General features: G+C 41.3%; 24 protein-coding genes and 1 pseudogene. 10 read left to right on the forward strand and 15 right to left on the reverse strand.

The window, feature by feature from the left end; all coding sequences use genetic code 11:
- Positions 1 to 36: 36 nt before the first annotated feature.
- From HADU_RS14030 to HADU_RS14040, 3 genes are all read right to left on the reverse strand, one after another.
- Positions 37 to 1086: a 3-deoxy-7-phosphoheptulonate synthase gene (locus tag HADU_RS14030; RefSeq protein ID WP_034593041.1), complete on the reverse strand. Its 1050-nt coding sequence runs from the start codon at positions 1084 to 1086 to the stop codon at positions 37 to 39.
- Positions 1087 to 1606: 520 nt separating this feature from the next.
- Positions 1607 to 2137, reverse strand: a complete 531-nt coding sequence (locus HADU_RS14035; protein WP_004809525.1) for a hypothetical protein — start codon at positions 2135 to 2137, stop codon at positions 1607 to 1609.
- A 205-nt stretch (positions 2138 to 2342) separates the two neighbouring features.
- The gene (locus tag HADU_RS14040) at positions 2343 to 3455 is read right to left on the reverse strand and encodes an S-(hydroxymethyl)glutathione dehydrogenase/class III alcohol dehydrogenase (protein ID WP_004895024.1); all 1113 of its coding nucleotides are present in this window, start codon (positions 3453 to 3455) and stop codon (positions 2343 to 2345) included.
- A gap of 123 nt (positions 3456 to 3578) precedes the next feature.
- Here HADU_RS14040 and HADU_RS14045 point away from each other — a divergent pair.
- The 3 genes and pseudogenes from HADU_RS14045 (at position 3579) to HADU_RS14055 (ending at position 6406) form a co-directional block, all read left to right on the forward strand.
- A pseudogene (locus HADU_RS14045) lies at positions 3579 to 5136 on the forward strand (phospholipase D-like domain-containing protein).
- Positions 5137 to 5321: 185 nt separating this feature from the next.
- A complete protein-coding gene (locus tag HADU_RS14050; protein ID WP_004809530.1) occupies positions 5322 to 5759 on the forward strand; it encodes a hypothetical protein in 438 nt (145 codons plus the stop codon).
- Positions 5760 to 5884: 125 nt separating this feature from the next.
- A complete protein-coding gene (locus tag HADU_RS14055; RefSeq protein WP_050977189.1) occupies positions 5885 to 6406 on the forward strand; it encodes a hypothetical protein in 522 nt (173 codons plus the stop codon).
- 143 nt (positions 6407 to 6549) lie between these two features.
- Here HADU_RS14055 and HADU_RS14060 read toward each other — a convergent pair whose 3' ends face one another.
- The 3 genes from HADU_RS14060 to HADU_RS14070 all read right to left on the reverse strand — a co-directional run bounded on the left by HADU_RS14060 (position 6550) and on the right by HADU_RS14070 (position 9254).
- Positions 6550 to 7134: a uracil-DNA glycosylase family protein gene (locus tag HADU_RS14060; protein WP_008307394.1), complete on the reverse strand. Its 585-nt coding sequence runs from the start codon at positions 7132 to 7134 to the stop codon at positions 6550 to 6552.
- A 35-nt stretch (positions 7135 to 7169) separates the two neighbouring features.
- The gene (locus HADU_RS14065; RefSeq protein ID WP_008307396.1) at positions 7170 to 7880 is read right to left on the reverse strand and encodes an SGNH/GDSL hydrolase family protein; all 711 of its coding nucleotides are present in this window, start codon (positions 7878 to 7880) and stop codon (positions 7170 to 7172) included.
- A 312-nt stretch (positions 7881 to 8192) separates the two neighbouring features.
- Entirely contained in the window at positions 8193 to 9254 is a 1062-nt protein-coding gene (locus HADU_RS14070) for a fatty acid desaturase (RefSeq protein WP_008307398.1), read from the reverse strand.
- 270 nt (positions 9255 to 9524) lie between these two features.
- On the opposite strand from HADU_RS14070, the gene HADU_RS14075 reads away from it, so the two are divergent.
- Entirely contained in the window at positions 9525 to 10055 is a 531-nt protein-coding gene (locus tag HADU_RS14075) for a hypothetical protein (RefSeq protein WP_005222298.1), read from the forward strand.
- 133 nt (positions 10056 to 10188) lie between these two features.
- Here the strand turns inward: HADU_RS14075 and HADU_RS14080 are convergent, their stop codons facing one another.
- From HADU_RS14080 to HADU_RS14100, 5 genes are all read right to left on the reverse strand, one after another.
- Positions 10189 to 10530, reverse strand: a complete 342-nt coding sequence (locus tag HADU_RS14080; RefSeq protein WP_005222299.1) for a hypothetical protein — start codon at positions 10528 to 10530, stop codon at positions 10189 to 10191.
- Positions 10531 to 10709: 179 nt separating this feature from the next.
- Positions 10710 to 11453: an SDR family oxidoreductase gene (locus HADU_RS14085; RefSeq protein WP_008307401.1), complete on the reverse strand. Its 744-nt coding sequence runs from the start codon at positions 11451 to 11453 to the stop codon at positions 10710 to 10712.
- A 36-nt stretch (positions 11454 to 11489) separates the two neighbouring features.
- The gene (locus HADU_RS14090; protein WP_008307402.1) at positions 11490 to 12188 is read right to left on the reverse strand and encodes a histidine phosphatase family protein; all 699 of its coding nucleotides are present in this window, start codon (positions 12186 to 12188) and stop codon (positions 11490 to 11492) included.
- Positions 12185 to 13306 (reverse strand): phosphotransferase family protein, encoded by a 1122-nt coding sequence (locus tag HADU_RS14095; protein WP_008307404.1) that lies wholly within the window; start codon positions 13304 to 13306, stop codon positions 12185 to 12187. Before HADU_RS14095 ends, HADU_RS14090 begins: the two co-directional genes overlap by 4 nt.
- A gap of 50 nt (positions 13307 to 13356) precedes the next feature.
- The gene (locus tag HADU_RS14100) at positions 13357 to 14598 is read right to left on the reverse strand and encodes an acyl-CoA dehydrogenase family protein (RefSeq protein ID WP_008307407.1); all 1242 of its coding nucleotides are present in this window, start codon (positions 14596 to 14598) and stop codon (positions 13357 to 13359) included.
- A gap of 91 nt (positions 14599 to 14689) precedes the next feature.
- Here HADU_RS14100 and HADU_RS14105 point away from each other — a divergent pair, with 91 nt between their 5' ends.
- Together HADU_RS14105 and HADU_RS14110 are read left to right on the forward strand one after the other, a co-directional pair.
- Positions 14690 to 15607 (forward strand): LysR family transcriptional regulator, encoded by a 918-nt coding sequence (locus HADU_RS14105; protein ID WP_008307409.1) that lies wholly within the window; start codon positions 14690 to 14692, stop codon positions 15605 to 15607.
- Between the two features lie 166 nt (positions 15608 to 15773).
- Entirely contained in the window at positions 15774 to 16328 is a 555-nt protein-coding gene (locus HADU_RS14110) for a thermonuclease family protein (protein WP_008307411.1), read from the forward strand.
- Between the two features lie 324 nt (positions 16329 to 16652).
- Here HADU_RS14110 and HADU_RS14115 read toward each other — a convergent pair whose 3' ends face one another.
- The gene (locus tag HADU_RS14115; RefSeq protein WP_227499365.1) at positions 16653 to 17372 is read right to left on the reverse strand and encodes a hypothetical protein; all 720 of its coding nucleotides are present in this window, start codon (positions 17370 to 17372) and stop codon (positions 16653 to 16655) included.
- A gap of 254 nt (positions 17373 to 17626) precedes the next feature.
- On the opposite strand from HADU_RS14115, the gene HADU_RS14120 reads away from it, so the two are divergent.
- Together HADU_RS14120 and HADU_RS14125 are read left to right on the forward strand one after the other, a co-directional pair.
- A complete protein-coding gene (locus HADU_RS14120) occupies positions 17627 to 18067 on the forward strand; it encodes a MarR family winged helix-turn-helix transcriptional regulator (protein WP_034593046.1) in 441 nt (146 codons plus the stop codon).
- A complete protein-coding gene (locus HADU_RS14125; protein ID WP_008307414.1) occupies positions 18060 to 19256 on the forward strand; it encodes an MFS transporter in 1197 nt (398 codons plus the stop codon). Before HADU_RS14120 ends, HADU_RS14125 begins: the two co-directional genes overlap by 8 nt.
- A 7-nt stretch (positions 19257 to 19263) precedes the next feature.
- On the opposite strand, the gene HADU_RS14130 is transcribed toward HADU_RS14125, so the two are convergent.
- On the reverse strand, positions 19264 to 20244 hold the full coding sequence (locus HADU_RS14130; protein ID WP_034593049.1) for a GlxA family transcriptional regulator: 981 nt from the start codon (positions 20242 to 20244) through the stop codon (positions 19264 to 19266).
- 113 nt (positions 20245 to 20357) lie between these two features.
- On the opposite strand from HADU_RS14130, the gene HADU_RS14135 reads away from it, so the two are divergent.
- Positions 20358 to 22145: an acyl-CoA dehydrogenase gene (locus tag HADU_RS14135; RefSeq protein WP_008307417.1), complete on the forward strand. Its 1788-nt coding sequence runs from the start codon at positions 20358 to 20360 to the stop codon at positions 22143 to 22145.
- 83 nt (positions 22146 to 22228) lie between these two features.
- Here the strand turns inward: HADU_RS14135 and HADU_RS14140 are convergent, their stop codons facing one another.
- Positions 22229 to 23443: an alkane 1-monooxygenase gene (locus HADU_RS14140; protein WP_008307419.1), complete on the reverse strand. Its 1215-nt coding sequence runs from the start codon at positions 23441 to 23443 to the stop codon at positions 22229 to 22231.
- Between the two features lie 178 nt (positions 23444 to 23621).
- Here HADU_RS14140 and HADU_RS14145 point away from each other — a divergent pair, with 178 nt between their 5' ends.
- Positions 23622 to 24557, forward strand: coding sequence for an AraC family transcriptional regulator (locus HADU_RS14145; protein ID WP_034593059.1), 936 nt, complete (start codon positions 23622 to 23624; stop codon positions 24555 to 24557).
- Positions 24558 to 24566: 9 nt separating this feature from the next.
- Here the strand turns inward: HADU_RS14145 and lpxB are convergent, their stop codons facing one another.
- Positions 24567 to 25739, reverse strand: a complete 1173-nt coding sequence (gene lpxB, locus HADU_RS14150; RefSeq protein ID WP_004809571.1) for a lipid-A-disaccharide synthase — start codon at positions 25737 to 25739, stop codon at positions 24567 to 24569.
- Between the last annotated feature and the right edge of the window lie 522 nt (positions 25740 to 26261).

A 26261-nucleotide genomic window follows, 5' to 3' on the forward strand; every position in this document is an offset into this window, starting at 1 on the left:
TCCCCCAACAGTGTGAGGAAAGGCATGACCGTAAATTTAAGCACTACGCTTTAAACCTTCCAGTCGCAGTGAATCTGTCATATTTAACAACAGTTGTTCGGTTTTTGTCCAGCCCAGACATCCATCTGTAACCGACTGTCCGTAAACCATACCATTTGAAATTTTCTGATTGCCATCAACCAGATGACTTTCCAGCATCACACCGCGAACATTGGTCTGTAAGCGTTCTGCAACGATCTGCTCTAAAACCTCCGGTTGTAACATCGGATTTTTGGAACTGTTGCCATGGCTACAGTCAATCACTAATGCTGGCAATTCCGCTGAATGTTTGGCTTTGATTTTCTCGATTTCAGATAACTGGTAGTTCGGACCACTATTTGATCCACGCAGAATCAGATGGGCTTTTGGATTACCTTTGGAATTTAAAATACATGGTAAACCCGATTGGCTCATGCCCAGGAACTGATGCGGATGAGAAGCTGACTGAATCGCATCTAAAGCAATCTGAATCGAACCATCAGTGCCATTTTTGAAACCGATGCTGTATGGCATATGGCTGGAAATTTCGCGGTGGATCTGAGATTCACTGGTACGTGCACCAATCGCACCCCAAGCCAGTAAATCATCGAAGTATGCCGTCGCCATTGGACTAAGGATCTCCGAAGCAATCGGTAAGCCCATGCCAATAATGTTTAGGTAAAGTTCACGGGATTTTTGCAGACCCAGCTGCATATTGGATGAACCATCCAGTACAGGATCGTATAGGAAACCTTTCCAGCCGACTGTGGTACGAGGCTTTTCAATGTAAGCTCGCATGACCAGGAAAATCTGATCAGAAATTTGAGCCTGTAACTGTTTTAATTTTTCTGCATATTCAAGTGCGGAGGCTTCATCATGGATGGAGCATGGTCCGGTAATCACCATCAGACGGTGATCTTTACCCTCTAGAATGTTCTGTATGGTTTGTCGCTGTCCGGCAATCTGTTCAGCCAATTGAGGAGACAATGGTAATTGTGCTTTCAGTTCTGCCGGCAGGCTTAATAGAGTTTCAGTTTGCTGTTGTTGTGATGTAATAACGCTATTCATGACTTTCATCCTTTGGACTGATCAATACAGTCCGAACTTTTATTTGAGCTTTATGGGTCTATGTGTCTGGGTGCTAAGGTTCATCAACTGGTTAAAGTAGAACCAATAAAAGCTGCTAAAGTATGAATAGTTAAAGTAAGTCATGGCTGTCTCCAAAATTAGTAAATATAACAAGCATAAAAAAACCTGATCAGGGTTGCCGATCAGGTATAAACTGGGTGGGCAACCTTTTACTTGCCCGAACGCATTCAGGCAATCATCTAAACTGCCAGAAATAATAATAAGCGTTTGAGTTTACAGGTTGCTTGAGCATGTTATGTCATTCATAAAAATGTGAATATGAAATTTAAAATACGCGGTATATCAGTATTTGACAAGTAAAAATTGTAAAAAAATATTTATTAGTGTGGCTATTTTTATTTATCAATCCACCTATTTGTCATAGCTATACCAAAGTTTGACAAGATCTGAAGCTACCTCAGACCTTGTCAAGATTCAGTGACTCATTATTAAAGCAGAATCAACGTGAAACACGGTTCCAGGCATCGCGGATCGCATATTTAGCCTGCTCCCAGTTCAGACGCGACTCGCCTTTTACCTGTTCCCATTTGATTCTTAAATCGGATTCGGCATCTTCAAAACGGGTGTTAGCATCATAATGGGCACGATTTTCATAACCGACCTGATACGCCGTATGATAATCACGATCATAATCCAGATCGCTATAACTTGTACGTGCTTCAGTATAATAAGGCGTATTTAATGAATTTTCACGCCAATATGCTTCTTCTTCGGTTGGGTTTACCACTTCACCTACACCATGACCCGCTAACCCGCCAACCACTGCACCGACTACGCCACCGACAGCAGTTCCAACCGGACCAGCAGCAGAACCAATTGCTGCACCTGCAGCTGCACCGCCTGCAGCACCGACACCTGTACCTACCGGATGCGCACCCGGTTCACCAGTAATTGGATCGGCATTTAAATCATCACGTACTTCTTTCGGAGAATTCTTGATTAAATCACGATCAAAATTATCATTCGACATAGAGTTTATCCTTATTGTTGAAAATGGTTTTCTTAACGCATATCAATATGCTTTCATCACTATAAAGCTTTGAACTAAAATGACTTTAGAAGGCTTGTGCGGATTCAGTTAAGCTCTGTGAGGGTTTAAGAGGCAAATGTATCCAATTTAAAATAAATAAACATAAAAAAGACCGGTATTTACCGGTCTTTTAAAATTAATCCGCTTAGTCAAAATGAATCACTGTACGGATCGACTTGCCTTCATGCATCAGATCAAATGCTTCGTTAATCTGCTCAAGCGGCATGGTATGGGTTACAAATGGTTCCAGCTGGATATCACCTTTCATGGCCTGTTCAACCATTCCTGGCAATTGTGAACGACCTTTTACGCCACCAAATGCCGTCCCCATCCATTTACGACCAGTCACGAGCTGGAATGGACGGGTCGAAATTTCTTTACCTGCACCAGCGACACCAATAATGACTGATTGACCCCAGCCACGGTGTGCACATTCCAGTGCAGAACGCATTACGTCGACATTACCGATACATTCAAATGAATGATCTACACCCCAGCCTGTCATTTCCACAATGACTTGCTGAATTGGCTTGTCATAGTCTTTTGGATTTAAAAAGTCGGTTGCACCGAACTGTTTTGCCAGTTCAAATTTGTCAGCATTGGTATCTACTGCAATAATACGGCTGGCTTTGGCTTGACGGGCACCTTGTACTACTGCCAACCCGATACCACCCAGACCGAATACTGCAACCGTATCGCCTTCCTGTACTTTTGCTGTGTTATGTACTGCACCAATACCTGTAGTGACACCACAGCCTAATAAGCAAACGTGTTCATGATTTGCTTCCGGATTGATTTTCGCCAGAGAAACTTCAGCAACCACGGTATATTCAGAGAATGTTGAACAGCCCATGTAATGGTAAATTGGCTCGCCATTATAAGAGAAACGCGTGGTGCCATCCGGCATTACCCCTTTACCCTGAGTCGCACGTACAGCAACACACAGGTTAGTTTTTCCAGATTTACAGAACAGACATTCACCACATTCAGCAGTATATAGAGGAATCACGTGATCACCTGGTTTTAAGCTGGTGACACCTTCACCTACTTCAACCACCACACCTGCACCTTCATGGCCCAGAATTGCCGGGAATACACCTTCAGGATCTTCACCAGATAAAGTGAAGGCATCAGTATGACACACGCCCGTATGGCTAATTTTTACCAGAACTTCGCCAGCTTTCGGTGGTGCGACATCAACTTCAACGATCTGTAATGGCTCGCCTGGACCGAACGCTACCGCTGCACGTGATTTCATTTAAAACTATCCTTTGTTTGCTGATTTAACAGATGACTAACAGTAACCTCTTTCTATTCTGAGATTCAACCATTAACATCCTTAATATGGGAAGAATAAAGCCAAATAATTAATGGAAACTCAATGACTCACCGAACTAAAATACTTTGTATCAGTTTTATTAGCTTATCCATTTTTTTGACAGGCTGTGAGTTAGATCCAAACACATCGACTAAAGCAAAAATTACACCGGTACAATCCCAGCACTGGATTCAAAAAACCGAAGCCCGGGAAAATGTTCAGGAAGGTTTAACCGCTTATTTACCGCTATATGACGGTTTCATGAGTATTGCAGCACGGCTACACCTAATCAATCACGCCAAGCATCATCTTGATTTGCAATATTATATCTGGAACGATGATTTTATTGGCAATCTGGTATTGTCCCAGTTGCTGAATGCCGCCGATCGCGGAGTTAAAGTCCGGCTATTAATTGATGACCAGAATGGTACTCAGCTGGATGATAAACTGCTTGCGCTGAGCCAACATCCTAATATCGAAACCAAATTATTTAATCCTTATAAATTTCGTCACTTTCGCGCCCTAGATTATGGGCTGCGTTTAAAGAAAGTGAATCACCGTATGCACAATAAATTGATCATTGCCGATGGCAGTGTGGCTGTCACCGGTGGCCGTAATATCAGCAGTGAATATTTTGAAGCCAGCAATGATTTTCAGTTTACCGATGTCGATATTTTCTTTGCCGGCAATGCGGTCACAGATGCCAACCAGTCTTTTATCGACTTCTGGAATGATACGCTGAGTTATGATATCCAGCAGATCTTAGAGGAAAGGTCTAAACCGGATGATTTGGTTGAATTAAGAAAATTATTTGCTCAAACCCGTTTGGATGCCAAGGAAACCCAGCGTCGCGTCAATATTGCCGAGCAACAAATTGCCAAACAATTACAGTCACAACCTGTGCAATGGGCCAGTGCGCACTTTGTTGCCGATTCCCCCAGAAAAGCACGTCACACGATAAATGATGAAGACTTCATCTATACCCAGATGTTAGATCTGATGGGTGAACCAAAAAATCAGTTAGACTTGGTGTCTTCCTATTTTGTTCCCACCCAATGGGGAACGGATTATCTGAGCAAGCGTGCCCGAAATGGCTTGAAAATTCGAGTTGTCACCAACTCTTTTTTGGCGAATGATGTGCCTGTGGTACATGCCTACTATCAGCAATACCGTAATCAATTACTCAAAAATGGTATAGAAATCTGGGAATTTAAACCTTATATCGAACGTCGGGAACGTACCTGGTATGAGAAAATGACAGGTAATGTGATTCCAGCTAAAAATAAAAACAGCTCCAGCCTGCATGCCAAGTTTTTCCATGCGAATGGCAAAGTCTTTATCGGCTCTTTTAACTTTGATCCCCGTTCAGCACGCCTGAATACTGAAGTCGGACTGGTGATCGAATCAGAGAAGCTTCAAAATGAAATTGCAGCATCACTAGATAAATATCTGCCACGTATTGCTTATCAACTTAAGCTGAATGATAAAGGGGAAATTATCTGGCTGGACCAACAGAAAGACGGAAAAATTTTAAAATTTACACATGATCCTGAAACAACCCGATTCCAGCGTTTTATGATGCATTTGGTCACGACTTTTTCCGGCTGAATGGGCAATGTAATGACAAGCAGATGACAAAATTGAATTTCCACCTCATTTTAAAAATTGTTAATTTTAGGATTAATTGAAAATTGTGCAGGTTTTAGACGTTTATTCGATCAATACGGTCATGATCTATACCATAGCTCTAGATTGCCTTAAAATTACACTTTTCCAGTTTTCGTGAAGTTTTTTCGCCACACTCCCATGCAATTTTTTGATTTAAGCCGCCAGTTTAAGTTAAATGATATCCTTACACCAAACAAAACCCTTCAAGAATTATCCGCTCAGGAGTGGTTTCTCGCCAAAATCCGTGTAGAGCATGACTGTATTTCTGATACAGAGGTGATTGAAGGTCAGGCTATCATCCAGTCCAATGAAAATATCCAGATTGAACTGGAATGGCTGATTCAGGATTCTGGCTATGATCTGCAGGTGCTGTTTAAAGGTGTAGAAACTGAAGTTAATGAAGAAACTTTGGTCGTCGTCAAAGGTGCGAAACTGGTTGATGAGCAGCAACAATTACTATCTTCACAAGCTTTGAGTTTATGGATCGATGGCACGCTGTTGCCTTTATTACCGAATATTCGTCGTGAAATTAAATCCCGTTTAAATCTTTGGGATTATGTGGAATATGATAGTTAATATTTAAAGCCATCACTTAAAACTTTTAGGGCGATTCAATCGCCTTTTTTATTTTAGAATTTCTATAGAGATGAATGGTAAGTCGTAATGTCTCAGCAATTTTATATATGCTCTATGCTATGTTAATGAAAATAATAAAAAATGAAGATGACCTTATGATGGTAAATATTCAGCCTCAAGATTGGCTTAAGATCCGGAATGTCTTTGCTGATGCCCAGCGTGCTGCCATGCACTGCTCGGTATCTACAATCACCTCTGATGGATTTCCTACAAGCAGTCCCATCGGCACTTTATTTTTACATGAATATAAACCCACAGGCTTTTTCTTTGACCGCTACTGTACCAGCCTGAAACAGAACCTTCCACATAGTTCGAAACCGTGTATTCAAGCAGTAAATAGTAACCGCTCATTTTGGCTAAAATCTTTAATGAGCGGTAAATTTAGCAGTTATCCAGGTGTACGTTTATATGCGGAAATCAGTGAACTTCGACCTGAAACTGAACTGGAGCTGGTCCATCGTAGAATAAAACTATTAAGATGGACCAAAGGCAGCCGCCTGATCTGGTCTGACTTTACCCATGTTCGGGATTTTCAGGCGCATGGTTTTAAATGGGTGGAATATCCACAAATGATACCGGATACATAGATTTAATACTTACTATTAGTTAGAAATTAACTATAAGTATGAATTTGTTTTATTTTCTTAATCCCAAAATGAAATATTTGCTTCAATCAAGATAGTTTTAACGTAAACAGTATAAGTATCGCATTCACATTTATCGCTAAAGCCTAAATCAGTCCAGCATCTCTAAACAATTCCCGATAGGCTTCCGCTTTTTTCTCCAAAGCCAATGGATAGGCTCGTGATGATGATGGCATTCGATAGAGTTTTAATTCGCGTCCAGCAAAATGTGCTTTACTCGGCTGCCCGATAGCAGGTTTTTCTGTGTCTTCAGGCATGGATAACATCAGAGTTTCGGTTGCTTTATCGCCTGTGGTCATAATGCTATGACATAAAGGCATCTGAACAAGCAGTTTGTTAAGATCAGTCGGCGTAACAATTTCCAGAAACTTATCTGAAGCATTCCCCTTCAATCGCCGGATCTGGTATGCCGTATCAAAGATCGCGATACCTTTTTCCAGCAAAAATTCCCGAATCAGCATCTCCTGAAAATTCTTATTGGCAAGATCCAGAAAGTAATCTTTATTATGAAAGAAAATTAAACCAAATATCCGCCACATATCATTTTGATAATTTGGATAATAGAAACGCATTTTCCAACGTGTTTCTGGTGGCGGAAAACTGCCCATCATCAGAAGTTTGGAATTTTCCGGTAAAAAAGGTTCTAGAGGATGGGTCTCAATATCCGACATAAAATTCCACTAAATTAGTGTATAAAAATTCTATTCTAAAATTTTTGGCGGATTTTTGTAGCAACTTCCTGTCCCCAAAGCGTATAAACTTCTTTACTCGGGTGAAAACCGTCTTGGGCCATTTCCAGATTGAGTGCCTGATATTGTTTGATATCGTACTCAATCCACTGCATATTGGCTTTCTTGCTGACAAATTTCTCCAGCTCAGAGTTCATGGCTTTGGCATAACGACCAAATAACCAGGCTAATGGATTTGGTAAAGCCGGGAACATGTTCATGGGTGGAACACCGGCCGCGATAATTAACTCAGGACTAAAGCGACTTTCAATCGCCTGATAAAGTTTCTGCTGCTTTTTAATCCACACATCTGCGGGTATCAGCTTGGTAACATCATTTACACCGACTGAAGTCACCACAACATCATAGTGTTCAGCCGGAATTTTTTCTAATACGCGAATGACATTGGAAGTCGTATCTCCCGATTTCGCCTGAAGTTTCCAGCGAATCTGATAATCTTGCTGGAGCTGACTCAAGATTGCCCCAGTTAATGCGTCTTCTTGATGATCTACGCCGACACCGGCTGCTGCCGAATCACCAACAATCAGGATGGATAAAGGTTTCCCCTGCCCAATCAGACCTTCGCGTTCCCCAGCAGGTTCTGGTAATCGTAGCGTTTTTTTCTTGACGCGATTACCCTGGATAACTAGAGCAGGTATTAAGGCAATCGTAGCAGCTTTGAGCAACATAATAGATTAATTTATATAAGGATAGGATGAATTTTACCCCAGTTTATAATTTTCAAGTAACAACTTAATAGTCAATTTTTATGAATATTCACATATTTATATTTCTATCCATTTCTATGCCTTGTCCCCTAATAATGGCTGTAGTATTTTAAAAAAGTATTCGCCATTATTATAAAAAACAATTAATAATCAAAAAATTAAAACACAATATCAATATATACCGCTTAAAATTCTTCTTAATAATTCTGTATCAAAATTAAAGTATAGAAATAAAAAATCCCGCTTATAGCAGGATTTTACTTCATTATTATTTTACTTAGCTTTGATTTCATTCCAGCGATTTAAACGACGGAATGTTCCAATATCATTAAAGCGCACACCTACTTCTTTCATGACTTTATGTGCGGTCTTGGCAGTCATATGACGGATATAAAATGGCTCTTTTACGACAAAATGATGGATCGCATGTGTTGCACCAAAGTTAAAGCAGAATAGCTGGAATGGCATCATCCACCATGGGTTCAAGACTTGGGTTTGTTTGATTACATCACGCGGGTCAATATCGCCGTAATAATGCATATTTGAACTGACAAACTGTAAACTAAAAGAACGGATAAAGTTCGGCAGCACCCAGATGACTGCCATTAAATTAACCCATGGCATGGCCTCGATTATGCCTTGTGACCACAGCATTTCATAACCAAACATGGGTACGATCGCATTGGAAATATGAAATACTGCAAATACATAACACAAACCGTAGTAAGCAATACTTAAAGGCAAAAAGCCAAGCAGCTGTGAAATTTGTGCAATTTTACGTTCTTTTTCAGGCTGCTTTTCCAGAAACAGGTGGATCATTTTGAACATCTGAAATGGCCGCAGATAGACTGACATCAACTGGTCACTGATCACTAAAATACGTCGAATCCCCCACGGCATACCATTACTGATACCACGTTCTTCCAGGTCACTTTCAGTTCCTGAATATTTATGATGATGTAGATGCAGGCGACGACGTGCCCACGGACTGATCGTATTCGGACGTGCTAACCAGACCAAAGCCAGCATTAAATGATGTGCCCATGGCATTTTTTTGAAATACATGTAATGGATCAAATCATGTTCCAATTCATGTGTTAAGGATGCAAATATGGCAATCAGTGGAATGGTGATCCATGCAGTCAGATATCCATAATAAAAGGCGAACGCAGATATAATCATGCCTGACCAGGCAAGAGCCAGAATACTCGCACCAATAAAATTTTGATGTTTCAGGATGGGATATCGTGCTCGCAGGTCCTCGCCAGCCTGCATGACGACAGTTCTGACTTTGGCAATCCGCTGCTGACTGGTCATATCCGAAGATGAAGACATATGTACAACCTTTAATTTATGGACGGGTGTACATTAAAGGAAAATACGAAAAATAAAAGTTGATATTTCTGGTTTTAAAAACAAGATGTTTAGAAAAAAAGCAGTTGTTACAAAATAAATTTTAATTCAATAAAATTGTATTTTATTTAAGCGATTTCACTTTTAAATAATTTAGTAGATATATTCCTAGACTAAAGGTGAATTTTCATACATATAAAGTTGAATATTAAAATATAACTTCATTTTTTTCCAATAACTTAACTTATATTTATGAAAATTAAATTAGCTATTTTAGCACTAACTCTAACTGTTAGCTCAACGGTTCTCGCGGAAGGTATTAATTGGGGAAAAGTTAAAGATGGTTTATATACTTATGTTTTAAACCCAATGCTTCAGACTAATAATCCTGAATTAATGAGAGGAAAAGTTATTGGTCAGGAGACTAATACAAAGCCTCAAATTACCGTAAATATGACAGCAGGGCAAATCATACATGCTTTAAATTATTACGAAAAACAGTATGATCAAAAAATCGCTGAGTATGTTCAAGCAAATCGGGATGACCTACATTTTAGTAAAAAGACAAAAATTTTATGTGAAGCAGAAAGTGCAGCTATAGCTGCTATAAATGTTATGCAATTAGACGCTAACAGGAATAGAAAAGACCTACCTGCTTCACTACTAGCCACAATTTCGGAAAAACACAACTACTATGATGAGCAACGTAAAGAAATGGTGTATGAACAACAACGTCTTAATCAGTCTAATGTAAATTGTTTTGACTATTTCCCATATCAATAAACATATCTAAAGGAATATAGAGTCAGAATCTATATTCCCTTTAAATGATCAAAATTTTATTAAATATTTTGATTTAAAATAAAAATCTATTAGGTAAACTTAAATAGTGATGTCACATGAATCGTTGAATTTATTAGAAATGATTGCTTTTAAAGACTAGATCACATTTACCCGGTATCTGTTCACCATTTACATTCATGACAAGAGTCGAACCACGTGCTTTGCTCTTACATGCATTTTGCACAGCGGGAGCGCGTATTGCTTCATAGTCCAAGGCATTTACTTGAGCAGGTTTAAAGCCGATCTGACATGAGCCTTTTATGGTATGACCCTCAATTTTAACCGTAAGCTTTACATGAGGTCCTTTTCCCTCACACAATCGGGTCGTATCCGGATTTTTTCCTTCATCAGATGCTGCTTGAGCATATGGCATTGCTGTCAATACCAGAATAATGATAAAAGCTAATTTTTTCATTTGGTTATAAGCCCATATACATATATTCACCAACCCTTAGCTATGCTAAACCATAATGTATAATCATATTTATAAAAAATAATTTCCAGACATTATTTTCTTAATTTTTAAAGTCAAAATGTTTCAATTCCAAAAATAAAAAAGCCCCGTTAGGAGCTTTTTGATCATCCAAACAAGAATTATCCTAGTTTATTCACCAGTTTTAGTGGCAATACTTTCATAGCCAAGCCCAACGGTAACCAAGGCCATTTTGGTACATACGCTTTAACCGGCGCTTTTTCAATTTCAGCAGCCAATAAACGCGAACCCGTTTTTTCGTCTACCTCAAAAGGCAGTTTTTTCGCACCTTCATTAATTTCAGTACGAATATAACCCGGGAAAATCGTCGTCACTTTAATAGGTGTATCAATCAGCTCGGCACGAATTCCTTCTGCCAGATGCGCGACTCCGGCCTTACTTGCACCGTAAGCGGTCAGGTGTTTTGGCATACCACGCATTGCGCTCATGGATGAAATCATGACCAAATGACCTGAGTTTTGCGCACGAAAAATCTCGACTGCAGCTTCACATTGGGCTAATGCAGAAATAAAATTGGTTTCCACCGTAGCTTTGTTAATAGCAAAGTTGCCTTTTCCAATACGACGACCTTCACCAACGCCAGCATTCACGATAATTCGGTCAATGCTACCAAACTCTTCCCTAAAGGCACGAAATACTTCAAAGACCTGATCATAGTTGGTCACATCCAGGGTTTTGGCAATCACTTTGATCCTGTACTGGTTTTCCAGTTCCTGCTTTAAAGCTTCCAGACGTTCCATACGACGCGCACAGATTGCCAGGTTATAACCCTTTTGTGCAAATTCACGTGCCATACCTGCACCAATTCCGGAACTTGCCCCGGTAATTAGAATTGTTTTAGCCATTTTTTATTCCTTTAAAATCATTTTGTTCCAGATCTTTTAGATCCAGGTGAGTAATTCTGGTTGATTTGCCTTAATAAAATGATGTTCATTCAGACTAAGTAACTGCGGTTCATTACCCACCAAACGCAAAGTCGTCATGCTGGTATTGGCAATGGCCCAGTTTAAGGCAAAAGTTTTGCTTGGACTCAAGCCTAGAATTTTCCCTGCTGCCACAGAGATAACGCCACCCGAAGTAAATACTACAGCATAGCGCGGTCTTTTCTCAGCCAGTTCATCGCATAGATCTTGCAATGCAGATTCAACACGGTTTTTAAAATCTGGCCAGGATTCTTCATATTCATGGTGATAATCTCCCCCCGTCCAGCGTTCAATTGCCCCTTCAAAGATTTTGCTTAAATACGCTCGAGGATTGGCATGTTGTGCCACATCTTCTTTTAATAATTCCGGCTGATTAAATCGCGGCTCATACCTGGCAAAGACTTGAGTATGATTAAATTCATTCCAGGCAGGATTGGTAATCAATTCACTTTCAGGAAAACACTCATCCAGGCACAGTTGCGCTGTTTGCTGATGACGTTGCATTGATCCAGCCATCACTACAGGTGCTTCTTTAAGAATAGAGTCGAAATAACGTCCAAGTAACTTGGCTTGCAGTTCACCGTTGGGAGAAAGCTGATCATAGCTTTCTGCTCCAAAAGATGCCTGGCCATGTCGAATCAGGTAAATGGTGGTCATTTTGGCATTAACTCTTTAAATTTGTTCATATACTTCTGGGCAAGATCATTGGCTTCGATCTTTTGTTTGCCAATCAGCTTTAAGGCACGGATATGCAATGCATGAATCACCACCCAAAAATCTTTAAACGCCGGGTTATTGGTCTGTTTATGGTAGTAACGATAATAAATCTGCTGGGCAATTACCGCTAAACGGAAAATGCCAAATACTTCATAGAAGGTCCAATTCTCTGGCTGTAATCCAGTTTTTTCCAGGTAGTAATCCACAACCTCCTTACGGGTAAACATCCCTTTTAGATTGGTCGGCTGACGGCGGGTTGCCTTAAAAATTGCATTGTCAGTCTCTTCCACCCAATAGGCCAAGGCAGAACCCAAGTCCATCAGTGGATCACCTAGAGTCGCCATTTCCCAGTCCAGTACCCCAATCACCTGTGTTGGATTGTCAGGATCCAGAATAACATTATCAAAACGCCAGTCATTGTGAATCACACAAGTTTTAGAATCGGCAGGAATATTATCTTTTAGCCAGTTACGTACGTACTTGAATGAAGGTACGTTAATCGTTTTAGCTTTGTCATAACGGCTATCCCAACCTTCTACCTGACGTCGGCAGTAACCCTCACCTTTGCCTAACTTTTCCAGTTCAGTACCGTGATAAGGAACCTGATGCAACTCGATCAGTTTATCAATGACATTGATACAGAGTTCGCGTACCTGAGCTTCACTGAAGTCCAGATCTTTAGGCAAATTCGCTCGTGGAATAATGCCTTCAATGCGTTTCATTACATAGAAATCACAGCCAATCACTGACTCATCCTGACATAGCAACAACATTTCCGGAACAACTGGATAGTGATCAGCCAGTGCCCGTTGTACATGATATTCACGCGCCATGTCATGTGCAGATTTAGCTTTGGTGCCTTTAGGTGGACGACGCAGAATTAAATCGGCATTGCTATATTTCAGGCGATAAGTCCAGTTCGACGCACCACCAGAATATTGGGTGACTTCAACAGGACCCTCAATATTTTCACCATGTTCAATCAGCCAGTTTCCTATAGCGCGGACATCCAGTTCTTCACCCTCACGAACTTTTCCACCGACATCAATGACTGCCATAATATTTCCTTAAAATCTTTTTACTATCTAAATATCTTTAAACTTAAGACTTATTTTTTACGACGCGTACTATAACCACGTTTTGCCAACTCTAATTTTGCAATCATGCCCTTATGTACTTCATCCGGGCCATCCGCCAAACGTAGTGCACGTGCCTGGGCAAAGAATCCGGTCAATGGTGTATCACGTGAAACACCAGCGCCACCATGAATCTGGATTGCCATATCCACGACTTTTTCCAGCACACTTGGTGCCACGACTTTAATGGCCGAGATTTCTGTCAAAGCCGCCATGTTCCCTAAAGTATCCATTTTATAGGCAGCATACAAGGTTAATAATCGTGCCTGATCAATTGCAACCCGTGCTTCTGCGACCCGTTCCAGATTACCACCCAGTTTCAAAATCTCTTTACCAAACGCCGTGCGGCTCATGCCACGGTCAATCATCAGTTCCAGAGATTTTTCTGCTGCGCCAATACAACGCATACAGTGATGAATACGACCTGGGCCTAAACGACCTTGGGCAATTTCAAAGCCCTGACCAGCGCCCCCAATAAAATTGGATACCGGTACCCGCACATTATCAAAACTAACTTCGCCGTGGCCATGTGGAGCATCATAATCACCAAAGACGGGCAACATACGTTCGATTTTCACACCCGTAGTATCGACTGGAACTAAAACCATAGAATGTTGATGATGACGGTCTTTAGTTTCATCGGGAGTATGTGCCATAAAGATAATGATTTTGGCATTTGGATCACCCAGACCAGAGGACCACCATTTACGGCCATTTAATACAATTTCATCGCCTTCAATGACCGCCGTTGCCTGCATATTTGTGGCATCACTGGAGGCAACTGAAGGTTCGGTCATACAGAATACCGAGCGGATTTTTCCCTCTAATAACGGCATGAGCCATTGCTGTTTTTGGTCCTCAGAACCATAACGCCACAATACTTCCATATTGCCGCTATCTGGGGCATTACAGTTAAATACCGTTGGTGCAATCAGACTACGTCCAGACAGTTCAGCAATATGCGCATATTCATTAACTGACAATCCTTGACCCAATTCAGCACAAGGCAGGAACATATTCCATAATCCCGCTGCTTTGGCTTTGGCTTTTAAATTTTCCAGTTCAGCCGGCCATTGCCATTTGGTCCAGTCACTGCCCTGATTCAACTCATGCACCTGATGCCAGAAATCTGCCTCAATTGGCTCGATCTCATCTCTAATAAATTTTCTGGTGCGTTCAACGTAGTCCTGTGCACGTGCTGATAGCTCAAACATGGCAACTTTCCTCTGGATATGATTATTCTGCTTTACAAGACCTTAACCTAAAACATATTATGAATAAAATGATTTTATTCCATAGTTTAATATGCAACAGATTCATAATAAAAACAGTATCGATCTTCGCAGTTTCCATCGGATCGATATTAATTTATATCCACTTTTTGTTGCTGTCTTTGAACAGAAAAGTATTTCCCGGGCTGCACAAATCCTGTCAATTACCCAGTCTGCTGCCAGTCATGCCTTACAGCGTCTAAGACAGCATCTGCAGGATGATTTGTTTGTACGGACTGGCAGTAAAATGCAGCCAACGCCGTTTGCGGAACAGATTTATTCAGACATTAAACATGCTCTCATCACCATCCAGAATATTTCCATCCAGAACCAGCAATTTGAGCCCACCTTGGTACAAAATCTAAAGATTGCTGTGCATGATGAAATTGAACCGATGATCTTGCCAAAACTGGTCGCACATTTTCAGCGTTTTAATCTGGATATTCAGTTTGTCAGTATTAAACTGGACCGAAAGAATATTGTTTCTGATTTGGCAACCCAGCAAGTTGATTTTGTGATCGATCTGGAACAGCCTTTGGGCGACAAAATCCAGTTTGAATTACTGGATCAGGATGAGTTTGTCGTCTGTACTCAACAGCAACAAGTCACGGAAAAAAGTTATCTCGCCTCCCCACATATTGGTGTGTCTTCGCGCCGGACTGGCGTATTGGTTGAAGATCTGTATTTAAGCCGTAATCACCTATCTCGGCAAATTTTCCTGCGTTGTCAGCATTACTCGACGGCGTTACAGATTTTGCAGCAGCATCCATCAGCGATGCTCACCATTCCCAGAAATGTTTTAAATCATTTGCATATTGATAAAAGCCTGAAAATTTTTGAAGTTCCTGTAAAATTGCAGAAAATTAATATGGGAATGTATTGGTATAAGGATTTACAAGACAATAAGAGACATCAATTTTTACGGAGTGAGATTAATAAAGTTTTTGCTTAGGCTATTTTTATAAGTGAATTTTAAAAATGCTTAGGCTATTTTGTTTGCTTAAAAAATCCTCGTATAAACGATTACAAAGCCTTAAGACGTGAGGCTTTGATCTAGAATGAACACTTTATAAGTCAGCTATTTCTTCACCTGACTGCGCTTGTTCTGGATTTTAATTTTGTTGCATCTCTCAACTTCTTGGCAAATTTTACTTGGCCTTGTGGCTCTATGTTTCTCCTATTATTTGCTGCACAAACTTGTGGTGTTTTTACAAGAACTGTTCCGCCCCTTCAAAAAAGGCAAAAAATACTGGTGTCGAGTTAAGGCCGTCAGCGATGGCGACACCCTCACCTGCTATCGTTTCAATATCCGTCGTTCAGAAACCCGCTTACGCTTTGCCTATGTGGATGCACCTGAATCCAGTCAAGCCTATGGCAAGGAATCCCAGCGGCTGGTCTCAAAAATGATCAAGAATAGACTGGTCCGTGTGCAAATTACCGATATTGACCGTTATGGACGCTGTGTTGGAGTCATTTACCGACGTCGTAAAAATGTCAATGAAGAACTGATCAAGCGTGGTGCGGCTTGGGTTTATGAAGAATATATCCGTGACAAGAAACACCTCTCCTATCTGATGAGCCTGCAAAGCAATGCCAAGAAAAATAAGAAAGGTCTCTGGCGCGGCACACACCCGGTACGACCAAGTGTTTACCGTAAACAGAAAAAATCCTGAGCAGAATAAAGAGCCTTTGGCTCACTGCCGTCTCACAATTTTAATCAGGCTATGTATTAGGTCATCAGAGCAATTCGATAATTTTTAAATATATGATATTATTATATATTTATAATTATATATGCACAGCCTTATCTTCTCTTTAAAAGTTTAAATGGCTTTGTGCAGGCAGAATCATACTTTGGAAAAACTCAAAATAGGCAAAAGTCTTTTATTTCCCCATTACGACGTCGTGTCGTGATGGGGAATGTGTTGCATCCCTGCCACCCGCGCGTATCTAAAATCTAATCACTGCAACTCTGGGACATGCCTTTCCGCTATCTTTTATTTTAGCTGATGCTTATAAATAGTTTCGGTAAATTCGCCAAAGACTGAGACTTTTTCGAACAGATGCTCGCTATACATCAAGTCATCAATTAGACGCTCGGCATCGGCATGCTGTATTCCGCTAAGTTGAGTAACTAATTCAATATTAGCTGACGTGATCTCTTCACAAGTGACGGCAACTGAATCTGTCTTCCTTTTCCATAACAGTTTTTTAAATTCGATTTCAGTTAAATCAAAATGCTGTTGCATCAATTTGTGCTGGATAACCTGTATACCGAATGATTCAAGTAATATTTTCAACCCAGCATCCAGTTCATTTCCGATGACAATCAGGCTCTTACAATTTGGGTCAAGTAAGGCCTTGAATACGGCATAGCGCTGTAAATCTGACATGGAACAACCATCAGTTGCCAAATCAAAGCAAATATCCATTTCCTGTAAGGCTTGGGTATGGTTTAGTTTCAGCGCTTCTACCCGGAAATATTCTCCCAGCACCTGTTGCAGTTCAGTATTGGCTGGAGCGATAAAGATGGTTTTATGTTTTAGCACGGACAGAATAAGCGGACTAAAGACATAACTCAGTCGAGAAGCATCAAATTGATCCAGCAACATTACATGATGAATTGTTTCAGTATATCCGCGTGTTTGTGCTGCCTCTTTAACTGCGTGGATCAGCTGTTCAGGTAAGGTAATTGCTGGTTGATGTAAATCCATCATTAAATTAGAACTGCTTTTAAAACATTCACTGATAATTGTTGTTAGGTCTAAATCCTGCATAAATCCACCTTAGCCACTGCTCACATCCAGATTTGCATGTTAAAGAAAACCAAAGATTTTTCCCACCAGATTAGCTCATTTACTCGTTGAAATATTTGTTAAGCCATATCGGAGCAACTGATACATCACTTGAATTTTCATATTTATAAGCGTAAATTAAGCATATTTAGTTAACCAGGTTAACATTATTCCTTATGGATACTACCTCCCGCTTTAGATTTGCATTATTACGCTGTGCAAGATTGCTCGGGGATGAAATGAATGCGGTGTTAATTGAACACGGCTTAAATTATTCCTTATGGCAAAGTCTGGTCATTATCAAAATGAATGGTCAATGTACAGCACTGGATATCGCCCAGGAACTCAGGATTTCAAAACCTGCTGTAACCAAGCGTTTAAATACTTTGATTGAAATGAACTTTATTGAATCACAACCCATGACAGATAAACGCCAGAAATTACTGCAGCTGTCTGAAATGGGTGAACAACAGTTCCAGCAATGTTGCGGCAAAATTGATGTTTTGGAAGCAGAATTACTGCAAGACTTCAATAAAGATGAGCTGAAACGTGCTCATGCTTTTGTTTTAGAATTTATGCATTCTCTTCAGGCGAGAAAGGAGCTTCAACATGACTGAGGCTCCATCCAAGCTTTGGACAAAAAATTTTATTTTTCTCAGTGCAATGAACTTCCAGCTGGTTCTGGTGTTCTATCTCCTGGTCATTGTCAGTGTTGGTTATGCCTTAGCTGAACTGGATGCCACTACTGCACAAGCGGGATTAATCTCCGGTGTATTCGTGGTCGGGACTTTAGTTGGCCGATTGCTGATAGGAAAATTCCTGCCCAATCTGGGTGCCAAAGCCAGTCTGGTTGCTGGAGCCTTGGGCTTTTTCCTGTTCTCCGGTCTGTATTTTATTCCAGTGGATGTACCTTATCTGATTGCGATCCGCTTTGCTCACGGCTTTATGATGGGTGTCGCAGGGACTGTTATTGGAACTGTCATTGCCCAGACCATTCCAGCAACTCGACGTGCTGAAGGCATTGGCTACTTCAGTACCAGTAGTACGCTAGCCACTGCAGTGGGTCCATTCCTGGCGATCTGGCTAATGTCACAATATGACTATAAGGTGATTTTTACTTTTACTTCTATTGTGGCTTTCACCTGTCTGCTCTTCAGTTTTGGTGTTGATACTTCAAAAGTAAAACTGACTGCAAAAGCTGGTACGCAGCAGTCTGCTCAGCCTACTTCACGTCTGGCGCAGTTTGTTGAGCCTAAAGCTTTTCCTATTGCAGTTATTATTCTGATTGCTGGTGCATGTTATTCTGGCGTACTGTCTTTTCTTAACCTGTATGCCAAGGAAATTGATCTCTTGCAGGCAGCTTCGTTCTTCTTCCTGATGTATGCAGCCGCAATTTTGATTTCTCGCCCATTTACCGGCCCATTGATGGATCGTAAAGGCGAAAACATCATCATGTATCCTGCGATTGTGATTATGGCAATCGGTATTGGTTTGCTCAGTCAGGCACATAATTCATGGATGCTCCTCACTAGTGCAGCGTTATTAGGTTTTGGTTATGGCAATATTCAATCCATTTGCCAGACCATTGCGGTAAAAAGTACCACAATAGAGCGTATGGGACTGGCAACATCAACCTTCTTTATTGCTCTTGATGCTGCACTTGGTTTTGGACCGTATTTTATTGGCCAGTTTCTGGATCAGATCGGTTATCAGCATTTGTATTTGTATAGTGCGGTCATTACACTCAGCTGTCTGCTTTGGTATTATCTGCTGCATGGACGTAAAGTTAAAGCTGCTGCAACTTGATGACATGCTAAAAGCGCCGGCTAAATCGACGGCGATATTCTAACGGGGTTAACCCCGTTTTTTTATGGAATAATCGCCTGAAAGAGCTTGGATCATGATAACCGACATGTTGCATGATCAGATCCACCGCCTGTTCAGTTTCTTCCAGCCTTTTACGGGCTGCTTCAATCCGAAGGGCTTGCAGATACTGATTGGGTGGCACATCCAGTGCCTGTTTAAAACGTCTAATCAAAGTACGTGTGGTGAGGTTAAAACGTGTTGCCAGTTGTTCCAGATTAAGTGATTCATGAAAATGCTGTTCCAGCCAATCCTGTACTTTTTGTACCAGCTCATCATGATGCGTCTTGCCAATTTTTAGTAAGGAATAAGACAGCTGGCTGTCACGCCGGTAATCAATCACAAAGGATTTGGCTGACTGCATCGCCAGCTCAAAACCATAGTAGCGTTCAATCAGGTGCAGTCCTAAGTCAAACCAGGCCAGACCACCACCTGCACAGTAGATATGCTGATCCCGGCTAATCAGCTGATCGGCATGAAGCTTTACTTTAGGGTAAAGAGTCTGAAACATATCCTGAAAGCCCCAATGCGTGGTCGCCTGGCGATCATTCAAAATACCGGCTTCAGCCAAAAAGAAATTCCCCGTACAGTTTCCTGCAATCACTTTCTGCTGCCGGTCTGCTTCCTTTAAATAACGGATCAGTTCCGGATTCTGTTGCAAGGTTTCGATAATCGGTCCGGCAATCGTAGGGACAATGGTAATATCTACATCCTTGATATCTGCATAAGCTAAATGTGCCTGGATCAATATCCCATTAATACAACGGATCGCCTGCCCTTGGGTACTGGCAATTTCTACCTGAAACAGACGATGAATTTCCTGCTGCTGAATCCGGTTCCAGCTCACGCCCGCCATGGCAAATAAATCCACGACTCCAGTAATAGCCGATGCTAAAGCCCCATCAAAACCTAAAACCACCACCTTTTTCATCTGAATATCATTGTCACTTTTCACATCTTAAGTGTCATTATTGACAATTCTAAAAAATAAAAGCAACTACTAGTCTTAAACACATCATATAAATACTCGATTTAAAACTAAATATGACTCAACTTATCGATGACAAAGACCTGAATTTCCTGCTGTATGACGTTTTTAAACTGGAACAGCTGACCCAACTTGAACGTTATCAGGAACATGATAAAACCACCTTTGACAGTATTTTAGATACGGCCAAAGGCATCGCTACCGATTATTTTGCGCCGCACAATGCCAAAGCAGATCAGCACGAACCAACTTTTGACGGCAAAAAAGTCGAAACCATTGCTGAAGTCAAAACTGCATGGAAACAGTTTTCCGATGCCGGATTACTCTGCGCTCAACATGATTATGATGCCGGCGGTATGCAGTTACCGATTCTGGTCAATATGGCGTGTAATGCCTTTTTTATGTCCGCCAATCCATCGACAGTGGCTTATTCTTTCTTGACCGCTGCCGCAGCCAATGTGATTCAGGCTTTCGGCACCGAGGAACAGAAACACACATTTGTACCCCATATGTTCAGCGGCCGTTTTTCTGGCACCATGGCACTGACAGAACCGGATGTCGGTTCATCCCTTGGTGATCTGACCACCAAGGCCATCCCTCAGGCAGATGGATCCTATCGGATTAAAGGTCAAAAGATGTTTATCTCTGGGGGTGACCAGGACATTACTGAAAATATTGTGCATCTTGTGCTTGCCCGGATTCAGGATGCACCTCAAGGCGTGAAGGGTATTTCCCTGTTTATTGTGCCAAAATTCAAGACCCGTGCCGATGGTCCACTTGATGAATCCAATGATGTTCAATTGGCTGGCCTATTGCATAAAATGGGCTATCGCGGGACTACCTCGACAGTGCTGAGCTTTGGGGAAAATGACAATTGCTTAGGCTATTTGCTTGGTGAAGCAGGTCATGGTTTGAAATATATGTTCAAGATGATGAATGAAGCACGTGTCGGTGTGGGACTCGGTGCGGCAATGATTGGCTATCGTGGTTATCTGGAGTCTCTGAATTATGCCAAAAACCGTCCACAAGGACGTCCGGTAGCCGATAAAGATCCAAACAGTAAACCAGTGAATATCATTGAGCATAGCGATGTTAAACGTATGCTGTTGACCCAGAAGTCCTATGTTGAAGCATCACTGGCACTGTGTCTGTTTGCAGCCCGCCTGATTGATGAACATCAGGCAGCTCAGGATGAAGAGAGTGCTATTTTGCTGGATCTGATTACACCAGTGGTCAAATCCTTCCCTTCTGCCTATGGCCCCAAAGCCAATGACCTGGCGATTCAGGTCTTGGGTGGTGCAGGCTATACCCGTGAATATCCGATTGAACAGTGCTACCGGGACAACCGTCTGAATCCAATCCATGAAGGCACTTATGGCATTCAGTCTCTAGATCTACTCGGTCGTAAACTGTGGCAACACAACGGTAAAGGTTTAAGCCTGCTCATGCAGCGTATCCAGAAAACTTTATCCGAGATTCAGGATCATAAGTTAGCTGAACTGGCAGAAACTTTTAAAAAGCATCTTGCGACTGTACAAAAAACCACGCAGGTTTTAGGTCAGGCTTTGCATCAAAGCCGAGTTGAGGCAGCATTGGCAAATTCAGGTTTATATCTGGATATGATGGGTAAAACCATTATTGCCTGGTTATGGCTGGAAATGGCGAATCAGGCACAGTTAAAATTTGTCTCGTCTGACTATGCAGAAGATCAACAATTCCTGACAGGAAAAATGCAGGCAGCTCAATACTTTATCCGCTGGGAATTGCCTGAAGTTGAACATCAGGCACAATTACTGATGAACTTTGATGATACCTGCCTGAATATGCAGCCAGAATGGTTTTAAGATTTAACGAAAATGAATAAAAAATGCGCCCTGAAAGGCGCATTTTTTATTCAAAACTGGAAAATATTAAAAACTGAAAATAGTTAAGCTGCATTATCTTGTATGCCAAATTTTCTGAAAATCTGCTTGCGTTTAGCAGGTAAGATATTGGCTTTGTTCAGGTCGCCTTGATAATGTTGATACACACGCTTATCCATCATTTTGTACCACAATGGTGGTATCAAAGCTGGAATCAGCATGGTCGCATAACCGCTTGGCAAGACAGGTGCTTCCTCAAAATTGCGCAATGCCTGAAACGGCCGGCTTGGGAACGCATGATGATCAGAATGGCGTTGTAACTGATACAGAAACAGGTTGGTAACAATATTGTTATTGTTCCAGCTGTGTTCAGGCAAAGTACGCTCGTATTTACCTTTCTCAGTTTCAGCACGCTTCAAACCATAATGTTCAATATAATTGACAATTTCAAACAGGCTGATGCCATAAAATGCCTGTGTTAACGTATATGGAATAATCTTCTTGCTAAAGGTTTTCAGCATCAAGCCATGATAAGCAGCAGTCATCCCCCAGCCATGAAACAATTCATTTTCCTTGCTAAAGAAACTCAAGTCTTTACGCTGTAAACGGCGTTTTTCAATTTCAATTGCAGATTTAAGTCCACCAAATACCGTACGTGGCCAGAATTTGTAGAATGACTCCCCCATTTTTGATGAGGCAGGATCTTCAGGCGTCGCGACCCGTTTATGATGTCCATAAGGATGTTCAATCCGGAAATGGTTATAAGCCAATGGCATCAGGCTGGCATGTGACCAGTAGTGATCAGATTTATTCGGGCGGTGACTCAATTCATGTGCAGTGTTTACGCCAACTCCATTAATTGCACCCATCGAGATCCCCAGTAGAACCTGATCGGTCAATGAAACATTGGGGCGTGATACCACATAGCCTGCAAAAGTATTAGCAGCCATTTGCAAAGGAATAAACAATTTTACGATACGGTCATAATAGGGATCTTTGATTAAAGCTTTGATCTGATCATCGCTGGGATTATTTTCATCCTCGCCAATCAGAGCATCTAGTGTCGGAATGATGACATGCAGTAATAATGGACCACCCAAGGCAAAAACTTTCTTGGTGACTTTCGGTCCAAAATGGTAGCCGGCCAAAATACCCATACCGATGACTGGCAGACCGGGACTCAACAGCCATCCGAAACGTTTTTTATCTAGCTGGCGGCCCTTCAGCAACTGAGCGTCCTGCTCCAGGTGAATATTTGTGATTTTTGCAGGGACATTCATTGCGACCCTCCTGTTTTATGTTACCCTGCCCTTATAGTTGAATAATTCAGCGCATGTGCACAGTTGTCAGCGTCCAGAAAAGCTATGTCAGCGTCTTTGTCCTGATCAGCCGATTTCTGACCTCAATTCACATGCAGATTTAAATAAAAATATCTTTTTAATTCAGAATAGAACACGCATGGATGCGCTTAGTAAAATTTTTGATGATATACATTTAGCCAAATCAGAATATATCTATCTGAATGTTCATCATCCTTATCGGCTGTTATACAGACATGAACCGTCCATGCTGGCCTATGTGATTTTGCATGGACAGGCACACCTTAGCTTTGAAGATTCAGACCATGTCATTGTCTTACAGCAGGGTGATCTGATTCTGCTTCCATCTGCCAAAGCGCACCAGCTGCATTGTCCAAATGATCAAGAACTAACACAAAGTAGTCCCATTAACAGCTTCTTTGCTTCGCATTCACAGCAAAGTATTGATTTCGGTCAGGTCCAGCCACAACGCAACTTTATTCTGGCGATTCGTTCAAAAATGGATATCCAGATGGCGCGACCGCTAATTACCTCTTTGCCGGATTATCTGCATATCCAGCATATTTTGAGTGATTCAGCCCCGGAATGGTTACAGATCGGATTACAGTTCCTGGCTTTAGAAACCCAGAATACACGTCCGGGCCGTGACCGTATTCTCGATCATTTGGTCAGTATTTTACTTATTGAATGTGTACGGGATTATATTTTGAATGCCCGGCATGCCTCCAGCTGGTTAAATGCCTTAAGCCATCCTGAACTTTCCAGTGCCTTAGCTGCCATTCATGGCCAGCCAGAACAGAGCTGGACCGTTGAAAGTCTGGCTGAACAATGCCATATGTCACGTTCCAAATTTGCACAATTGTTTACGCAAGTGGTCGGTGAAACGCCTTTGGCTTATCTGCAACAGCACAGGATGCGTCTGGCAGCACGTTATTTAAGAGATGGCTTAATGACCGTACAACAGATTGCGCATCGCGTAGGTTATTCTTCAGAAACTGCATTTAGTCAGAGCTTTAAAAAGCAGTTTGAACTTACTCCGAGCCAGTATCGTCAGCAGCATCAGGGTCAACAATAGCTGAGAAGATTATTTTACCAGTTCTAAAATGGCACTCACAGGATCTTCACTATTCCCTGAAAGTAGTTGCTTATGCATGGTCAGATGCTGCATCGCCTGAATCTGTGCTGCTTCAACATTCATTAACGCTTCAATTTCGGCAGCAAGATTCTCAGGGGTTGCTTCAGATTGAATCAGCTCCTGAATCACTTTCTTGCCCGCAATAATATTTGGCAATGAATAGTACTGAATTTTCACCAGAAGTTTAACAATACGATAAGTCAGCCAATGTAACTTATAGAAAGTCACCATTGGACGATGTAACAACATTGCTTCCAGAGTTGCTGTTCCCGATGCCAAAGCGACGATATCTGCTGCATTCATGACCTGACGACCGATTTTGGAATCGCTACCGGTATTTTCCATCAGACGAATTTGGGTCTGTAAGCTTTCTGGATAAGTTTGCAGCAAGGCTTGAATTTGCTGCTTACGTGCATCATTGATGGCAGGAATCAGGAAGATATATTCAGGATGTTTTTGTTGCAAAATTTGTGCAGTATCCAGCACCAATGGCCCAAGACGTTCAATTTCTCCACGCCGGCTGCCTGGCAGCAAGGCAATATATTTCTGGGCAGGATCGAGTCCCAGCTCCTGCTTTGCTTCAGCCAGTGGATTCTGTATCGGCAATTGACTCGCTAATGGATGACCGACAAATGCAGCGGGTACCTGCCATTTTTGATAAAAGACTTTTTCAAATGGAAATAAACACAGTACCAGATCGATACTGGCTTTAATGCCATGTACACGTCCCTGACGCCACGCCCAGACGGATGGGCTGACATATTGAACGGTTTTGATCGGCAACTGTCGTTGCTTGATGCTCTTGGACAAACGCAGGTTAAAATCTGGTGCATCAATGCCGATAAATACATCGACTGGATCTTTCGTCCAGGTCTCCACCAGTCCATCACGTACAGCAAACAGCTTACGGATATCTTTCAAGACTTCGACAATACCCATCACCGACAGAATATCCATTGGATAATAGCTTTTAAAACCTTCTGCAATCATCTGTGGACCACCTATGCCCTCAAATTCAGCATCAATCCCCTGCTCACGAAAACGACGAATCAGACTGGCACCTAAGGTATCTCCCGATACTTCACCCACGACGATTCCAATTTTAAGCTTCCGTTTTTGCAAGATGTGATCCTCAGAGAATTGCTGTCAGCATATTAGCATAAGACGAAAAATTTAAGGCTGAACTTGATTCTGATCTGCATGAATTGGTTTAAAAATGATGAATCTAAGAATTTAAAGCGCTACATCTACAAATATAATGATGACTACAGGGATTTTCTGAATTCACTTTAGATAAGAATGACCAGGATCACCATGACTACAAATATGCTCAATTGAAAAATGATATAAAGAATGATCTACCAAACTTCTAATTTCCCTTATCACGACCAGCCTATTTTTAAATCAAATAAATTTGCTTATTTTAATAAAGAAGAAATTTTATACTATTAATTATATTTCATGAATTCAATTCCATTTATCTTCCTCGTATTTCCTAACTATAAGAAAATTCTTTAGAAAGCTTACCGGACTTATCCTTTAGACCAGTTTTTTCGATAATAAAACACCTCATTAATCACTTGCTTTATCTTATTTTGGAATAAGCAAATCATTAATCAAGACAACTACTTATCTTTAATAGTC

The organism is Acinetobacter sp. HA (assembly GCF_000264725.1).
Lineage (GTDB): Bacteria > Pseudomonadota > Gammaproteobacteria > Pseudomonadales > Moraxellaceae > Acinetobacter > Acinetobacter schindleri.

Coding starts and splice junctions, on each gene's coding strand:
- HADU_RS14050 (WP_004809530.1), top strand. CDS start 5,322: ATGCAATTTTTTGATTTAAGCCGCCAGTTTAAGTTAAATGATATCCTT.
- HADU_RS14060 (WP_008307394.1), bottom strand. CDS start 7,134: ATGTCGGATATTGAGACCCATCCTCTAGAACCTTTTTTACCGGAAAAT.
- HADU_RS14130 (WP_034593049.1), bottom strand. CDS start 20,244: ATGAAAAAGGTGGTGGTTTTAGGTTTTGATGGGGCTTTAGCATCGGCT.
- HADU_RS14120 (WP_034593046.1), top strand. CDS start 17,627: ATGGATACTACCTCCCGCTTTAGATTTGCATTATTACGCTGTGCAAGA.
- HADU_RS14075 (WP_005222298.1), top strand. CDS start 9,525: ATGAAAATTAAATTAGCTATTTTAGCACTAACTCTAACTGTTAGCTCA.
- HADU_RS14125 (WP_008307414.1), top strand. CDS start 18,060: ATGACTGAGGCTCCATCCAAGCTTTGGACAAAAAATTTTATTTTTCTC.
- HADU_RS14145 (WP_034593059.1), top strand. CDS start 23,622: ATGGATGCGCTTAGTAAAATTTTTGATGATATACATTTAGCCAAATCA.
- HADU_RS14105 (WP_008307409.1), top strand. CDS start 14,690: ATGCAACAGATTCATAATAAAAACAGTATCGATCTTCGCAGTTTCCAT.
- HADU_RS14090 (WP_008307402.1), bottom strand. CDS start 12,188: ATGACCACCATTTACCTGATTCGACATGGCCAGGCATCTTTTGGAGCA.
- HADU_RS14055 (WP_050977189.1), top strand. CDS start 5,885: ATGAAAATAATAAAAAATGAAGATGACCTTATGATGGTAAATATTCAG.
- HADU_RS14115 (WP_227499365.1), bottom strand. CDS start 17,372: ATGATGGATTTACATCAACCAGCAATTACCTTACCTGAACAGCTGATC.
- HADU_RS14030 (WP_034593041.1), bottom strand. CDS start 1,086: ATGAATAGCGTTATTACATCACAACAACAGCAAACTGAAACTCTATTA.
- HADU_RS14080 (WP_005222299.1), bottom strand. CDS start 10,530: ATGAAAAAATTAGCTTTTATCATTATTCTGGTATTGACAGCAATGCCA.
- HADU_RS14040 (WP_004895024.1), bottom strand. CDS start 3,455: ATGAAATCACGTGCAGCGGTAGCGTTCGGTCCAGGCGAGCCATTACAG.
- HADU_RS14095 (WP_008307404.1), bottom strand. CDS start 13,306: ATGGCAGTCATTGATGTCGGTGGAAAAGTTCGTGAGGGTGAAGAACTG.
- HADU_RS14100 (WP_008307407.1), bottom strand. CDS start 14,598: ATGTTTGAGCTATCAGCACGTGCACAGGACTACGTTGAACGCACCAGA.
- HADU_RS14035 (WP_004809525.1), bottom strand. CDS start 2,137: ATGTCGAATGATAATTTTGATCGTGATTTAATCAAGAATTCTCCGAAA.
- HADU_RS14070 (WP_008307398.1), bottom strand. CDS start 9,254: ATGTCTTCATCTTCGGATATGACCAGTCAGCAGCGGATTGCCAAAGTC.
- HADU_RS14140 (WP_008307419.1), bottom strand. CDS start 23,443: ATGAATGTCCCTGCAAAAATCACAAATATTCACCTGGAGCAGGACGCT.
- HADU_RS14085 (WP_008307401.1), bottom strand. CDS start 11,453: ATGGCTAAAACAATTCTAATTACCGGGGCAAGTTCCGGAATTGGTGCA.
- HADU_RS14135 (WP_008307417.1), top strand. CDS start 20,358: ATGACTCAACTTATCGATGACAAAGACCTGAATTTCCTGCTGTATGAC.
- HADU_RS14065 (WP_008307396.1), bottom strand. CDS start 7,880: ATGTTGCTCAAAGCTGCTACGATTGCCTTAATACCTGCTCTAGTTATC.